The following is a 16,343-nucleotide window of genomic DNA, read 5'->3' on the forward strand; positions in this document are numbered from 1 at the left end:
GTTTAGCTCCTAGCGCTGACGCCAATGTTGAGTATGTTTCAGAATGACGTTGCCCAATAACCAATGAACAAGGCGTGCGACCATACAGGTCAACATGATCATTACGGCCATGGCGGCGGCGGGAGCAATATCTCCAGCGTCATCCATATTCAATACTGCCACAGACGCCAAGCTTGTATTGTAAGAGTATAAGAACACAACAGCAGATACTGTGGTCATCGCATTCACAAATAAATAACTGGCAATATCTAAAACAGCTGGCATACAAACAGGTAATGACACTCGCCAAAAAGTAACGATTTGAGGAACTTTTAGTGATGCTGAAACAGATTCAAATTCCGAATCAATTTGTTTTAAAGCCGTTGTCGCGGTGAGATGACAAACGGTATAAAAGTGGCTGATGGTACAAACCACTAAAATAGTCATAGTCCCATAGATTCCATTTAAGGGATTATTCGGTGCATTGAAAAAAAATATATACGCCAAACCTAACACTAATCCAGGTACCGCCAAAGGCAAAATAGCAAAGAGATGGAAGAACCATTTCAACAGTTTAAATCCAGCTAACTTCTCGACCAAGTAAGATTGGAAAAAAATAAATCCTGTACCGATTAAGGCAGTATAAGTAGCCAATTGAATTGAGTTCCAATAGGAGTCCCAGCCGCCGCCGTCCATTAAATCAAAGTTATAATTCTTAAAAGATAAGGTTTGATTGTAAGGCCAGAAGGTCACTAAAGATGCGTATACCGCCATGGCAATGACGCCTAAAATCACAACACAAACCACAATCATTAAAGCGAAAAATGCTTTATCGACGACTTTACGAATTGGGGGAGTCCAAGGAACGGCTCTTGAGGTTAGTAAAGCTGATTGACGACGCTGTAACCAGCGGTCGGTAATGAAGGTTAATATCGCAGGCAATAACAGGATCATGCTGACTGTCGCACCCATTTCAAAATTCTGCTGACCAATAACCTGTTTGTAAATATCCGTAGCTAATACATTGAATTGACCGCCGATGACTTTCGGTACACCAAAGTCAGTAATAACTAAGGTGAACACCACAAACGCCACGCTGATAATACCGTATTTAGCAGCAGGTAAAGTGATGGTGAAAAAAGTACGCATAGGCGACGCGCCTAACACCTCAGCGGATTCGTATAACCGTGCATCTGTGTTGGCAAGTGCGGTAAGCATAATCATTAAAGCGTGAGGAAAAGTCCAAAAGCAGGAACCAATAACGATACCGATTGGTCCGTAAATACTGGCACCCATCAAGACGTCTTTCAAAATACCTTGGTTACCGAACAAATACACTAAGCTAATGGCTGGCAATAAAGATGGCGCTAAAATAGGAAGTACTAAAACAATACGGAACAGGCCTTTAAATGGTATGCGAGTACGACTTATTCCATAGGCGGTTAAAAACGCCAAACTGGTAACGATGACTGTAGATAGTAGGGCGATAAATAATGAATTGCTGATAGAGCTAAATAAACTAGGTGTTTCAAAAAATTGTACGAAGTTGGCTAAGCCAATAAAATCACCGTCTTTGTTTTCAACACTCTTCGACAGCAAGGTATAGATAGGTAAAACGACACAGATAAAAAGGCCGATAATTCCCAGTGTTAAAATTGCGCCAAGTGACCATTCATCAAAACCTCGGCGTCCATACCAAGGTTGACCTGCCTTGCTTGACGATCGACTGGTTACAGAAAAACCACTCATGCTTTGCCTCCAAATACATGCAAACGATCATGAGGTAATTGGCATACAACGCTTTGCCCTTGAATCAGGTTAAGTTCCGCCATTTCATTCATAGAAATATCCGCTAAAATCGGACGTTCGTGATTTTCGAGTTCTAACAAAGCTCGCATACGAGAGCCAAGAAATTCAAGGTGCAGTACTTTGGCATTCATCTTGTTATCTTCTTCACCTTCCGTTTGAAAACGCACGTCTTCAGGTCGAATGGCCAACTGAGCTGGGTCGCCTATGGTCAAGTGTGAAGATTGATCGCAGCGTAACGTTAAACCTGCAGATTGCATCACTCCTACGCCGCTGACTTCTGCACTAAGGAAGTTCATCTCGCCAACAAACTCAGCGACGAATGGCGTATTAGGTTTTGCATAAACGTCCTGTGGTGTACCAATTTGTTCGATAACACCTTGGTTCATGACAACAATTTGATCTGCCATGGTCAGTGCTTCTTCTTGGTCATGAGTTACCATGATAGTGGTAACGCCAAGCTTTTCTTGTAGTTGTTTTATTTCTTGTCTTAAATGGGCTCGAACTCGTGCATCCAAGGCTGAAAGTGGTTCATCAAGCAGCAGTAACCCCGGAGAAGTTGCCAATGCGCGAGCGAGAGCTACTCGTTGTTGCTGGCCGCCAGACAGTTGAGCGGGATAACGTCCTTCGCTACCCGACATACCAACAGTAGCAAGTAGTTCAGTAACACGAACGCGACGATCATTGGCAGAAAACTTCTTTGAAACTAAGCCATATGCAATGTTGTCTGCGACGGTTAAATTAGGAAATAAGGCATAAGACTGAAAGACAATGCCAAAGTCTCTATGATTCACAGGTGCGTAAGTGATGTCTTTTCCTGCCTGCAAAATAGAACCAGACGTTGGTGTGTCTAAGCCGGCAATAATGCGCAATAAACTTGTTTTACCGCAACCTGATGGCCCTAAAAAACAGACAAATTCGCCTTCTTTAATATTGAGTGATACGTTCTTTAACGCTTGATATGTACCAAACATTTGATCGATATTGTTGAGTTCTAAATAGGCTTTATTGGACATGATCGGTCCTCCTTGAATTTGAGTATTTTTTCAATGGACCGTCACGGTAACTGTGCTGTGATCCGAATGACTGTTACAAAAAAGAGTGAAATAAAAACAAGGAATAAAGCGAGGCTTTATTCCTTGTTTTACTCGCGATTTATTTTGCTTCGCTTTTGCTGTCGTAGCGCTCTTGCCACTTAGCCAAAATCTCTACTCGATTCGCTGCTGTCCATTCAAAGTCATTATCGATCATTAACGATTCCGCATTTTCTGGGAAGAACTCAACTGGCTTAGCGATGCCAGGCATAGCGACAACGGCATAACCTTCGTTATACATTTCATTGGCTTTTTTCGATACTGTCCAATCAACTAAGGTTTGTGCTGCTTCCAGCTTATCTGTTCCCTTAATAATTGACGTTGCTTCCATATCCCATCCTAATCCTTCTGTTGGGAAAACGATGTCTAACGGTGCACCAGATTTTTTCGATTTAGCCGCACGAAAAGCAAAAGAGATACCGATTGGAATTTCGCCTGATGCGGCTAACTTACAAGGCTTAGAACCTGAATGTGTGTAACGGCTGATGTTGTTATGTAGTCCGTCCATGTATTCCCAGCCTTTATCTTCGCCGAAAATTTGTAACCAACTACTAACGTCTAAGAAGCCCGTACCAGATGAATTTGGATTAGGCATAATGATGTGGTCTTTATAGACAGGGTTTGTCAGATCTGCCCATGACGTTGGTTTTGGTAATCCAAGCTTTCCAGCTTCTACCGTATTATAACAAACAGCGGCTATCCAAGCGTCCATTCCAGTCCAAACAGGGTCTGCAGAAGTATCTTTAAACTTAGATGACAGAGCGTCATAACCTTCTGGTTTATAGCTTTGCAACATTCCTTCGTTTTTCAATAGCATAAGACTTGTCGCAGCTAATCCCCATACAACATCGGCTTGAGGGTTGCTTTTTTCAGCAAGTAATTTAGCCGTTACTATCCCTGTGGAGTCACGTACCCAATTAATTTTGATTTCTGGATGCTCTTCGTTAAAGCGGGCTGCGTATTTTTTTAGGTCTTCTGCTTCCACTGCGGTATATACGGTTAATTCTGTTTGTGCAGCTTGTGTTGCGATAGATACGGTTGCGATGCCTGCTAAAATAGACAGACGTTTCATTAAGCTTTTCTGTGTCATCTTCACTTCTCCATGCGTCAAATTATCAACTGGTATAGACCAGATGGATATGCAAAATAGCAGCCAGATATGACATTTGTGTGACAAAAAAATAAATTTGGTAAAAAAATCGAGCTAAAAGAACACCTATTTTTATAAAAAAAATAGGTGTGATTGGGCTTGGATATAAGGAGTATAAAAGAGAGTTTTTAGTGGTTAATCACGAAGGGCTATTCTTATCGACATAGCATCATGTCGCCAGAATTCGTAATCGACTTCTAGGACTTTTTTATCGCTGGTATAATTTATTCTTTCTATGTGCAACCCCGCATGTCCTGTAGAGATGCCAAGATCATTCGCAGCATGAGCAGGTAAAGATGTTGATTTAAATGAAAGGTCCATATCTCGATATTCTAATTGGTACTTCTGCTTTAATAATTGCCCCAAAGATTGACTTAACTCTTCTTTCTCTATTCCAGGTAAAAATTTGAAGTTGATGTAGATCTTTTCGATCAACACAGGGCGTTGATCAATGTAGCGACGACGATGTAAAAAGAGGACTGGAGTGTTGGTTTCTATGCCCATTAATTGAGCAAGCTCTTCGTTGGCTGGTTCAATTTGTTGCAATAGTTTCTCAGTATGAGGTATGAAACCTTGCTCTGTTACGTAGAGATTAAAGCTTAAATAATTGGCAGGATCGTAGATTACAGGAGGTGGAGTAACGAACCAGCCTCTACGGTTTTGTCGATAAATTAAACCTTCGGCTTCTAGGTTTTGTAGTGCTTGCCGTACCGTAATGCGAGTTAGCTTGAACTGTTCTCCTATCTCTCTTTCAGAGGGAAGTTTTGTACCTGCTTCCAATACTTTTTGCTGAATTAGGTCACCGAAATATCTTTGTAAATGGTGATATTGGCTGTTTAACATATTCACTTTATTCCTAATAAAATCTAGATTTAAACAGTATTTGTACCGGTATAAATACTCTGTAAAAATTATACCGATACTTTGTTTATGAATGATGTTGAGTATGCCAGCTTGTGATTATTTCGGCTAAGTATTTGTTGAATGTACGAAATTGAGCAATAAGGTGTGAAATATAGACAAAAAAAGACCGGCCTAAGCCGGTCAAACATTGAGAGACTCTATGAATAAAAAACTTATTCCCAAGAACGAAGTAACTCGTCATAAGCAATCGTGACGCCTTTAGGCTTCTCGTTTGCTAGTTTCGCTTTTGGTGAACCCGGTTGTGCCAACCAATAAGCTTCATCACGAGGTGTGTTTAGCTTAGGACCACAAGTGTCTTGTACTTTTGCACGCTCAAGACGGTTCATTACTTTATCTTGCGCTTCTGCTAAGCCATTAAGAGCTTCTTGTGGTGAGGCTTCACCGCTCGCTGCTTGCGAGATGTACTGCCACCAAAGTTGAGCCAATTTTGGATAATCTGGCACGTTAGTCCCTGTTGGTGACCATTCTTTACGAGCTGGTCCTTTGTAGAATTCAACCAAACCACCAAGTTTTGGCGCCGCAGCTGCCATTTCTGGAGAATTGATATCAGATTCACGAATTGGCGTTAGGCCAACTAATGTTTTCTGCAAAGAAACCGTTTTTGCTGTTGTGAACTGAGCATACAACCAAGCGGCTAAACGACGATCATCCGGAGTAGAGTTCATGAAAGTCCAGGCGCCAACATCTTGATACCCTTTTTTCATACCTTCTTCCCAGTATGGCCCAACTGGAGATGGCGCCATACGCCATTTCGGTGTGCCATCTTCATTTACAACAGGAAGACCTTTAGTTGTCATGTCCGCAGTAAAGGCTGTGTACCAGAAAATTTGCTGAGCTACGCCGCCTTGAGCTGGTACTGGGCCAGATTCAGAGAAAGTCATGCCTTGCGCTTCTGGTGGCGCGTACTTGCGTAACCAATCTACGTATTTTGTTGTCGCGTAAACAGCTGCTGGGCCATTGGTAGCACCACCACGGGAAACACTAGAGCCCACTGGATGGCAGGCTTCAACACGAATACCCCATTCATCAACAGGTAATCCGTTTGGAATGCCTTTATCGCCAGCACCCGCCATAGAGAACCAAGCGTCAGTGAAGCGCCAGCCAAGAGAAGGATCTTTTTTACCGTAATCCATGTGACCGTAAACACGCTCGCCGTCGATGTTTTTCACTTTATCTGTGAAGAACTCAGCGATGTCTTCATAAGCCGACCAGTTTACTGGTACGCCTAAGTCATAACCGTAAATAGATTTGAACTGGGATTTCAGGTCTGGACGAGCAAACCAATCAGCACGGAACCAATATAAGTTTGCGAATTGCTGAGTTGGTAGTTGGTAAAGTTTACCGTCTGGGCCTGTAGTGAAATCTAAGCCGATGAAATCGTTAAGATCTAACGTCGGAGACGTGTAAGATTTGCCGTCACCTTTCATCATGTCAGAAATAGGAACTACTTTACCGTAACGAAAATGGGTACCGATCAAATCGGAATCGTTTACGTAAGCGTCGTAAATATTACGGCCAGATTGCATTTGAGTTTGCAGCTTTTCAACTACATCGCCTTCTTGGATCAAGTCATGATTGACCTTGATACCTGTAATTTCTTCGAAGGCTTTGGCTAATACTTGTGACTCGTATTTATGCGTTGTTAGGGTTTCTGATGCGACATTAATTTCCATACCACGAAATTTTTTCGCGGCATCGGTGAACCATTGCATTTCATCAAGTTGTTGCTGTTTAGTTAACGTCGAAACAGAAAATTCGCTATCTACCCATTTTTCTGCTGCATCAGAGTATGCGTCTGCCCATAAAGTGGCAGAGTGCAACATAACAGCAAGGGGTAAGGCGGCCAGTGCAATTTTTTTCTTATTGTAGTGCATGTTTTACCTCGACAAAGTCTAGTTTTTAAATTGGCATTTTTGCCAGAAATTTCATCGCTCCTATTTATTAAGGAGCGCTGACTAACCCCAACGCATCAGGATAATCATCCAGATTGCGCATAGGACAGTTGCCATCGCGATATTCGCATCAGTGAATGCTACGAATCCGAGATGGATAAAGGCACTGCTAAGCAGGCCAATAAACAAGCGATCACCGCGTGTGGTTGCCAGCGGTAAAAATCCACGACGCTCCACACAAGGTGAGACAATTTGCCATGTGGTCATGCCGACCAAGATCACAGCAATCCCGATAAAGAATAGGGCAGTCGGTAATGTCCAAGACATCCAAGCCATAGTGATTCTCCTTATACTCGACCAAGGGCAAAGCCCTTCGCCACATGGTTACGAACAAAATAAATGACCAACATTCCTGGAATAATAGTGAGTACGCCAGCCGCAGCGAGTAGCCCCCAATCCATTCCAGATGCAGATACAGTACGGGTCATAATGGCAGCAATTGGTTTGGCTTCCACAGACGTTAAAGTACGTGCCAACAAGAGTTCTACCCAAGAGAACATGAAGCAGAAAAACGCCGTCACGCCGATACCAGAACGAATCAAAGGAATAAATATGCGCACGAAAAATTTAGGGAAACTGTAACCATCGATATACGCAGTTTCGTCAATTTCGCGAGGTACGCCGCTCATAAAACCTTCCAATATCCAAACAGCTAATGGCACGGTGAAAATACAGTGTGCAAGGGCTACTGCAATGTGAGTATCAAATAAACCCACAGAAGAGTAGAGCTGGAAGAAAGGCAGTAAAAACACGGCTGGTGGTGCCATACGGTTAGACAGCAACCAGAAAAACATGTGTTTATCACCAATGAACTTATAACGACTAAAAGCGTAGGCTGCAGGTAAGGCAACCAATAAGCTAATGACCATATTCATGGAAACGTAAAAAATTGAGTTCACGTAACCCATGTACCATGTTGAGTCGCTAAAAATTTTCGCGTAATTTTCCAGCGTGAAATCTGCAGGGAAGAAAGACAAACCACTAAGAATCTCAGTATTGGTTTTGAATGACATGTTGACCAACCAGTAAATTGGCAACAGCAATAAAACCACATAGAGCGCTAAGCCAAAACGACCACGTAAATTTGCATTACGAGCCTTACGATCAGCTCGACTGTAAACTGGAGCCTGCTCTTTAGTGACCTTAGTATTTTGTGATGCTCTTCCTTGAGAGGTCTTTTCGTGAGTCATCGGTGTTGTAGATGATTGAGTCATGATCCGCTCCTACTTGTCTTTTTGCATGTTCATGATGGTGGTATAGAAAACCCAACACACGAGCAAGATGATTAAGAAGTACACCAGCGAGAATGCTGCGGCTGGACCAAGGTCAAATTGACCAATGGCTTGTTGTACCAAGGATTGGCTTAAGAATGTGGTTGAGCTGCCAGGGCCGCCGCCAGTTAATACAAAAGGCTCGGTATAAATCATGAAAGAGTCCATGAAGCGCAACAACATACCGATGACCAATACATTCGCCAGCTTAGGTAATTGAATATGGCGGAAGACAGCCCAGCGAGAAGCTTGATCAATACGCGCTGCTTGATAATAAACTTCTGGGATAGCGCGAAGGCCTGAGTAGCATAAAAGCGCAATCAAAGGTGTCCAGTGCCAAACATCCATTAACACAACGGTAAGCCACGCATCCGCAGGGTTAGAGGCATAGTTATAATCGACACCGATATAACTCATAAAGGCACCGAATAGGCCAATATCCGCACGACCAAATATTTGCCAAATAGTGCCGACAACGTTCCATGGTATTAATAATGGAATTGCTACAAGGATAAGGGCTACAGAAGCACCTCGGCCTTTGGTTGGCATCATTAAGGCAACGCAAATGCCCAAAGGCACTTCAATCGCAAGAATCGTGAAAGAATAAATAAACTGACGCAGCAAGGCTTCATGTAAACGACTGTCTAACATGACTTGTTTGAACCATTCCGTTCCAACAAAGTAACGGGTGTAAGGATCAAAAATGTCTTGTACCGAATAGTTCACTACCGTCATTAAAGGAATAATAGCGGAGAAGGCAACGATCAAGAAAACGGGCATAACAAGGAACCACGCCTTGTTGTTTTCGACTTTAGTTTGCATGGTCAGTCTCCTTGTCTTGTTCGTTATCGATGGCCTTGTCTGAAGAGGTAGGATGAACATTTAAGTCAACGAGATAATCGTCCACATAAACCTTAGTCCATTGCTCTGGGAAGCTAACGTATATTTGCCCTGACGGTACTTTTTGGTCTTCGCTAAGGCGTGCTTTCATCACTTGTCCGTTAAATAAGAAAGACAATATTTTATAAGTGCCTAAGTCTTCCACATAGTCCACGCTGACAGGGAAGGCGTCGTCATTCTTGCCGTCCCAAACATGAACGAACTCCGGACGAATACCGAGTGTTACCTTGTTTGTTCCCATCGCTTTTAAGCGAGTTAGCATCTCTTTGTTAATGGCAATGGTATGGCCGCCAAAGGTCAGTTTATCCGTTAACTCTGCTTCGAAAAAATTCATCCCTGGGCTACCAATAAAGTAGCCAACAAAGGTGTGAGCAGGGTTTTCGAACAATTCTCTTGGTGTACCAAATTGTACGATTTGACCGTTGTACATCACTGCAATTTTGTCAGCAAAGGTCGAGGCTTCCAACTGATCGTGGGTCACATACACCATAGTGATGTTGAACTGTTCGTGAATTTGTTTGAGCTTACGACGCAGCTTCCACTTCAATTGAGGGTCAATAACGGTAAGTGGTTCATCAAACAAAATTGCCGATACATCGTCACGAACCAAGCCACGACCCATGGACACTTTTTGTTTCTGATCGGCTGAAAGGCCTTTCGCTTTTCGTTGTAACTGATCAGATAGCTCTAGAATTTCTGCCACTTCATGAACTTTAGAAGTGATCTTATGTTTTGGAACACCAATGTTACGAAGTGGGAAGGCCAGGTTATCGAACACCGTCATGGTGTCGTATACCACTGGAAACTGGAAAACTTGTGCGATGTTGCGCTCTTCTGGTTTCAGTTCGTTGACGCGTTTACCATCAAACAATACTTCACCATTGGAAGGTTCTAATAATCCCGAAATAATATTAAGTAGGGTCGATTTACCACAGCCTGATGGGCCAAGTAACGCGAACGCGCCGCCTTGTTCCCAAACGTGGGTCATTTCACGAATGGCGTAATCTTCAGGTCGCGTTGGATTTTCTGCATAGGTATGAGCCAACGCGTTTAATGTAATTTCAGCCATGATTATTGCTCCCTCATTCGTGCTGGGGAATGCACCATTTTGCCCTGGTCATCAAAGGCATAAAGTTTGTGCGTTGGGAAATACACTTTAATTTCTTCATCAACCTGATAAGCATGAACACCAGATAAATGAAGTACTAAATCAAAATGGGGGTTGTGCACGTGCAAGAAGGTTTCTGACCCGCTAATTTCGGCAAGGTCAACACGAACTGGCAATTCTAGATCATCGTCAGAATGTGGCACTAAGCCGATATGAGATGCACGTACACCAAACTGATATTCGCCTGGTGTTAAGCGGCGCAAGTCATTGTTAAGACGAAAATGAACGGTGTCATCAAAGGTAACTTCTTCTTCATTAACACGTCCCGGAACCACATTGATTGGCGGCTCAGAAAACATTTCAGCAGTAATGATGTCTTTTGGCTGATGATAAACCTCAGCCGTTGGCCCCATTTGCAACAAACGACCTTCGTTTAATACTGCGGTATTACCGCCGAGAGCAAGCGCTTCATTTGGCTCCGTTGTTGCGTAAATAGCGATGCAATTACGGGCCTTAAATAACGCTCGTAGTTCTTGGCGCAACTCTTCACGTAATTTGTAATCGAGGTTAACCAAAGGCTCATCAAACAATATGATTTGTGAGTCTTTTACTAAGGCGCGTGCCATAGCGGTACGCTGTTGTTGGCCACCAGAAAGTTGTAATGGAAGGCGATCCAAAAAGGGGTCTATACGTAACATTTCAGCTGTTTCACGAACTCGACGGTCTACTTCGGCTTCATCCATTTTTGCAAGACGCAGTGGCGAGGCAATGTTTTCGTAAACAGAGAGATTGGGATAATTGATGAACTGTTGGTACACCATGGAAATATTACGTTCACGAACGGCTACACCGGTTACGTCAACACCATTCATGATGATCTTGCCTGTGGTTGGTCGGTCGAGACCAGCCATAAGTCGCATCAGCGTCGTCTTACCAGACAGTGTTCGGCCTAGTAGAACATTGAAAGAGCCCGGCTCAAGCGTCAGATTGACGTCATCGATCCAAGTTTCTCCCTCAACAACGCGCGATACATTCTGCAGCGTCAGAGACATGTTGATACCTTTTTTTGTTGTTATTTTTATCCTGTGTGTTCACCGAAAATTTTTGTCTAAGTGCAAAAGTGAACACACACTGGTACCCAAAGACATTACAAATCCCGTGCCAAAAAATATTTTTTGGAGTTTTATTGTTTTTATCTGTCTGATAATTATAGGTTTTTATTTAATTATTAACTATTTGTATGATTTTTACTTCTCTAGAAATAGCTGTTCACAAGTGTTCAAAGTGTTTACAGTCCGAACATAACAATGAACACTTGATGCACAGTTTGAGGTTTAAATTCACTGCATTGTTACAAGTGTCGATGAACAAAATCGTATAAATGTATGTTGATTATGTATGTTTATTCGCCCAGTGATTTGGAGCTGGATATGCAAGACGAAAAAGAAAAACAACAAGACGTTAAGCAGAATCATAAAGATCGAATTCAAGATTCGTGGTATCGCTGTGAGCAGTTCGGGCTGGATCACGCTAGTCGTCCAGACTTTGCTACTTTGCAGAAAGGCATTTTGAATGATCTAGTCGATCAGCACCGTAGCTTGCTTGAGACCACCGAAAATGAAGTGCTTCCTTACTATGAGAATATCCTTAGTAATTCTGCGTGCATGATTGTTTTGGCAGACCGCCAAGGTCACGTGCTGAACACGTGGGGTCAACCTCGTTTTGGCAGTGCAGAAGAGCACGGTTTAATTGGTGGTAATCAGTGGAGTGAAATGGGTGCAGGTACCAACGCGATTGGTACAGCGCTGATTACTGGTGAAGCCATTCAAGTAGGCCGAGACGAACATTTTCTGAGAGCTAATCGTTTCATGGTGGGTTCTGCATCACCAATCTACAATACGAAAAACGATTTGGTGGGTGTGCTAGACATTTCATCAGACGCTTATTTACCACAAGATCACACCTTTGGCATGGTGAAGCTTATGTCATTAAGTGTGGAAAACCGTTTGATATTTTCTGCCTTTCAACAAGAGCATTTCATTCTCAGCTTCAACACTAATGTGGTTAGTTTAGACAGTCATTGGTCAGGTATTTTGGTACTTGATGAAAACGGTATAATTGTGTCCGCTAACCGTCGTGCGGAAGTTGTTTTGGCTCGAGATTTAGCTCTATTGAATATCAACCAAGTATTCGATATTGAAATGCGCGAAATTAAACACCACCCTTCTAGTTTGCCAATGAAGCTACTCGCCATGGGGCGCTATCAGTTCTATGTGAAAGTGATTCCTCCCGTTCAACAAATTATGAGAGTCCCAGATTTCCGCCAGCGTGCTGATTATGTGTCACCTTCACAGTTGGAAACTCACGTTGAAAATATTGTAACTGTAGCCGATAAGGTGTCTAACTCCGTGGAAAAGTCGACTTCTAGTATCAAAACACCTTCTCCAGTCGTACCAGATAACGTTATTCCATTAGCAGAGTTGCAACATGGTGATGAGAGTGTGGAGCGTTTAGTGCGCCAAGCTCATAAAATCATGGAGAAAGATATTCCCATTCTGATTCATGGTGAGACAGGTGCTGGAAAGGAAATTTTTGTTCGTAGCCTTCATTACCATAGCTCACGTTCTAAAGAGATGCTGGTGGCGGTAAACTGCGCGGCAATTCCTGCTGAATTAGTCGAATCTGAACTTTTTGGGTATGAAAAAGGTGCTTTTACAGGTGCTCAAAATAAAGGTTCAATTGGTCTTATTCGTCGCGCTCACAGAGGTACTTTATTCCTCGATGAAATCGGTGAAATGCCGATGGCTGTGCAGTCTCGCTTATTACGTGTTTTACAAGAAAGAGTAGTGACTCCTCTAGGTTCAACGGAAGTCTACCCTGTGGATATAAAACTGATTTCTGCAACCAACCGAACGCTAAAGACGGAAATTAAAGAAGGCCGTTTTCGACAAGATTTGTACTATCGTATTTCAGGGTTAAATATAGAATTACCTGCACTACGTGAACGCAAAGACAAGGCAGAATTGATTAAATATCTGCACAACCGATTGCGTAAAGAAGAACCGGGACCAGACTTATCTGAAGATATGGTGGATTTACTTGCTAAGCATCCTTGGCCTGGCAACATGCGTCAACTCGCTCATGTACTCAAAGTCGGAATGGCCATGGCGGACGAAGAGATATTAGAAGATTGGCATCTACCAGATGATTTTTTTGAAGATCTAGACGTAATTCATCATTCTGATGAAATGCAAATACATCAGGTTGATAATAGTGAAGAACCGATAGAAAAACTTATTCCAAGGTTGTTAATAGAATACAAAGGTAATGTTTCTAAAACTGCTAAAAAAGCAGGTGTGAGCCGTAATACAGTTTATAAATACGCCAAATAAATACGCTAAATTAAAGCTTTACAATTCTTGCTTATATTTCTCTATTTTAATTTGCTATAAATACAGTAATCCATCAAAAAATACAGTGAAACCTCATGTCTCAATCTTCAAGGATGTTTTTGACAGTTTTTATTAATCTGCTTTTGATTATTGCTAGTACTAGTCTTTTATATGTACTGGAAAGTAATTGGCAGGCAAAAAAAAATCAGGAAAGTAGAGATCGAACCTATGAGTTCTACTTTAATAAAGTGGAACATTATCTAGGCAATGTAGCAAATACGTTAAACTTCATCTCAGAAGAGTATTCTGAAGGTTCGTGTAGTCGGCCGTTTATACTTGATATGCGTAAAAAACTTTTCAATATTCCCGGAGCAATTGAATTGGGTATTGTGCAGACGATAGGTGATCAAGGCGTTATTGCATGCAGTTCTTGGGGGGAATCAGGGCATAAAATCTTCGTTAGGAAACCATCACCGCATGATGGCATTTTATTAACTGGACCACATCTGATAAATTCATTAGAAATGCCTGTCTATGTCATCAAAAAGACAGTAGAAAACTTTGAATTTAACATCCTTATCAAGCAAAAAAGTGTTGATAATTTCATCATGAATAGTCGAGAAATCGCTGTCTCAATCGCTGATGGAACATCAGGGGAAAAATACCGCGACTCAAATATTATCACTGATCTGTCTTATGTTATTCCTACTAATCATAATGTTCAGAAGCATAGTTTATATTTTATACCCGGTTCGCTGTTAATGTTCATTATTTGTTTTTTTCTAATCTCCCCTAAATTTGTTAGGTTAATAGAGAAATATATCCTTCGGTTTAAGATTAAAAATCATTATTACTATAATGAATATCAACCCATTGTAGATACAAAAAATCAGACGATTTTTTCTATTGAAGTTTTCTTAAGAGTAAAAAATAATTCAAGCATTCAAGAAAATATAGAGAATATTAAAGATTTAGACTTATGCGTTGATCATTCGCTTTTTCAGATAGATCAAATTTGGAAAAGTTTCGATCGAGATTTTATACAGCAGCATAGTTTTCAGGTGAATATTTCTAGCCGGCATTTAGAAAGTCTTGTATTTATTAAGGAGTTGCTGAGATTAGACCCACTACAGAGAGAGAGTTTAATTCTAGAGGTGACTGAAAACGAAAGTTTAATGATAGATAAAAATTTGATGAAAAGTCGTATGACAAGACTGAAAAGCCATGGCTTCCGCTTTGCAATTGATGATTTTGGTGTTGAATACTCAAGTTTGTCTTATATTTCAGAATTTGATTTTGACATTCTGAAAACGGATAAAATGTTTATCGAAGACACTTCTATTAATAACGCTGTATTAAAGGCTGTCATTAACTTAGCTCATGAAGTGGGAATGGTATGCATTGCGGAAGGTGTGGAAAAAGCAGAAGACAAGATAAAACTTTGTGAAATGGGCGTTTATCTTCATCAAGGTTGGTATTACGGTCGATCAATGAGTGCGGAAAATATAGTAGATTTTAAAGTTTAACTATAGTTCGGCCCCCATTGGAAACCCAGTCTCTAAATGATGTTTAAAGGTAAAACCCCTGTTTATCATCTCATGCATGACGGGGCTTTTAATTCGCATAACATGACTAGGTGATGTGGCAGTCAATTCACACTGTTTGTTTGTGATACTTGGATTAAACCATTTTCCTGCTTCATCATGTCGGCTTGGGTGATTTTTATCGTCGCAGCTTAGCCGCCAACCTCCATCGAGTAAAATCCAGTAATCTGTTTCATGTTGGCTAGTAGTTATGACGCCACCTGTTTGGACTTTCCACTCTTCTGAATGACCAATTACCCAACGCAATTGCTGTGTATCAAGCTCAGTAAAAAAGGGTGTATGGCGTAATAAATACAAATAAGTAACAGATGGCGTCATGGTGAAATTTCCTGACGCATCGGCTATCGTTTGCTTTGAACAGCTGCTAATAATTAGCAGTGATACTAGAAACAGCGTCAAACCGAGGGTTTTCATGCTTAAGCTAAACCGCCATTGGCACGTAAGGTTTGGCCGTTAATCCAGCCGCTGGCAGGACTGGCTAAAAAAGACACGATTTGGGCGATGTCTTCGGGTTGACCTAAGCGTTCTAACGGAGGCATCTTGGCAAAGTTTTGAATCATCTCTTCGCTTTTACCATTAAGGAATAATTCGGTTGCTACTGGACCCGGGGCGACAGCATTCACCGTGATACTACGGCCTCTAAGTTCTTTGGCGAACACTTTTGTGAAGGCTTCTACAGCGGCTTTAGTGCCGTTATAAACAGCGTATCCTGGTAAGTTAAGTGCCAAGGCTGTACTGGATAAGTTGATAATGCGGCCACCATTATTCAGACGAGATCCCGCTTCTCGTAGCGTATTAAAAACTCCTTGAACGTTGATTGAAAAATATTGCTCGAATAACTCGTCAGAGGTGTCGGCTAACGCTTGTGTTTTTAAGATTCCCGCGTTGTTAATCAGAACATCAATGGTTCCAAGTTTGCTTTCTACTTCATCAAATAGGGCTTTTACTTGCGCTGGTTGAGAGACATCGGCTTTGATGGCAAGTGCTGTTTTGCCTTCCTTGATGAGTTCATTAACAAGGGTGTTGGCTGTTTCCGCATTGGAGGCATAATTGATCACCACCGCAAAACCATCGCTCGCAAGATGTTGGGTAATGCTGGCTCCAATACCGCGAGAGGCGCCAGTGATAAGGGCAATTTTTTGCTTTTGAGTTGTCATATATTG

The 16,343-nt window shown here is 41.8% G+C and carries 14 protein-coding genes; 2 read left to right on the plus strand and 12 right to left on the minus strand.

Features of this window, described 5'->3' with window-relative positions:
• Positions 1-9: 9 nt before the first annotated feature.
• From IF202_RS07130 to IF202_RS07175, 10 genes are all read right to left on the minus strand, one after another.
• Positions 10-1,728, minus strand: a complete 1,719-nt coding sequence (locus IF202_RS07130) for a putative 2-aminoethylphosphonate ABC transporter permease subunit (RefSeq protein WP_191594196.1) — start codon at positions 1,726-1,728, stop codon at positions 10-12.
• Positions 1,725-2,801, minus strand: coding sequence for a putative 2-aminoethylphosphonate ABC transporter ATP-binding protein (locus tag IF202_RS07135; RefSeq protein ID WP_191594197.1), 1,077 nt, complete (start codon positions 2,799-2,801; stop codon positions 1,725-1,727). The genes IF202_RS07130 and IF202_RS07135 overlap by 4 nt, the downstream gene beginning before the upstream one ends.
• A gap of 139 nt (positions 2,802-2,940) precedes the next feature.
• Complete coding sequence (locus tag IF202_RS07140; protein WP_191594198.1) at positions 2,941-3,969, minus strand: putative 2-aminoethylphosphonate ABC transporter substrate-binding protein; 1,029 nt, start codon at positions 3,967-3,969, stop codon at positions 2,941-2,943.
• 195 nt (positions 3,970-4,164) lie between these two features.
• A complete protein-coding gene (locus IF202_RS07145) occupies positions 4,165-4,872 on the minus strand; it encodes a UTRA domain-containing protein (protein WP_191594199.1) in 708 nt (235 codons plus the stop codon).
• Between the two features lie 233 nt (positions 4,873-5,105).
• On the minus strand, positions 5,106-6,827 hold the full coding sequence (locus IF202_RS07150) for an ABC transporter substrate-binding protein (protein ID WP_191594200.1): 1,722 nt from the start codon (positions 6,825-6,827) through the stop codon (positions 5,106-5,108).
• A gap of 81 nt (positions 6,828-6,908) precedes the next feature.
• Positions 6,909-7,181: a DUF2160 domain-containing protein gene (locus IF202_RS07155; protein ID WP_191594201.1), complete on the minus strand. Its 273-nt coding sequence runs from the start codon at positions 7,179-7,181 to the stop codon at positions 6,909-6,911.
• A gap of 11 nt (positions 7,182-7,192) precedes the next feature.
• Positions 7,193-8,119: a carbohydrate ABC transporter permease gene (locus IF202_RS07160; protein WP_407943810.1), complete on the minus strand. Its 927-nt coding sequence runs from the start codon at positions 8,117-8,119 to the stop codon at positions 7,193-7,195.
• Between the two features lie 9 nt (positions 8,120-8,128).
• Positions 8,129-8,998: a carbohydrate ABC transporter permease gene (locus tag IF202_RS07165; RefSeq protein ID WP_191594202.1), complete on the minus strand. Its 870-nt coding sequence runs from the start codon at positions 8,996-8,998 to the stop codon at positions 8,129-8,131.
• Entirely contained in the window at positions 8,988-10,145 is a 1,158-nt protein-coding gene (locus IF202_RS07170) for an ABC transporter ATP-binding protein (RefSeq protein ID WP_191594203.1), read from the minus strand. Before IF202_RS07170 ends, IF202_RS07165 begins: the two co-directional genes overlap by 11 nt.
• Positions 10,146-10,147: 2 nt before the next feature.
• Positions 10,148-11,236, minus strand: a complete 1,089-nt coding sequence (locus IF202_RS07175; protein ID WP_191594204.1) for an ABC transporter ATP-binding protein — start codon at positions 11,234-11,236, stop codon at positions 10,148-10,150.
• Between the two features lie 378 nt (positions 11,237-11,614).
• On the opposite strand from IF202_RS07175, the gene IF202_RS07180 reads away from it, so the two are divergent.
• Both IF202_RS07180 and IF202_RS07185 read left to right on the plus strand, forming a co-directional pair.
• Positions 11,615-13,576: a sigma-54-dependent Fis family transcriptional regulator gene (locus tag IF202_RS07180; RefSeq protein ID WP_191594205.1), complete on the plus strand. Its 1,962-nt coding sequence runs from the start codon at positions 11,615-11,617 to the stop codon at positions 13,574-13,576.
• 95 nt (positions 13,577-13,671) lie between these two features.
• On the plus strand, positions 13,672-15,102 hold the full coding sequence (locus tag IF202_RS07185; protein WP_191594206.1) for an EAL domain-containing protein: 1,431 nt from the start codon (positions 13,672-13,674) through the stop codon (positions 15,100-15,102).
• On the opposite strand, the gene IF202_RS07190 is transcribed toward IF202_RS07185, so the two are convergent.
• Positions 15,103-15,498 (minus strand): hypothetical protein, encoded by a 396-nt coding sequence (locus IF202_RS07190; RefSeq protein WP_206705414.1) that lies wholly within the window; start codon positions 15,496-15,498, stop codon positions 15,103-15,105. It lies immediately after the preceding gene.
• Between the two features lie 98 nt (positions 15,499-15,596).
• Positions 15,597-16,337, minus strand: a complete 741-nt coding sequence (locus IF202_RS07195; RefSeq protein ID WP_191594208.1) for an SDR family oxidoreductase — start codon at positions 16,335-16,337, stop codon at positions 15,597-15,599.
• Between the last annotated feature and the right edge of the window lie 6 nt (positions 16,338-16,343).

It is taken from the genome of Marinomonas colpomeniae (assembly GCF_014803385.1).
GTDB lineage: Bacteria > Pseudomonadota > Gammaproteobacteria > Pseudomonadales > Marinomonadaceae > Marinomonas > Marinomonas colpomeniae.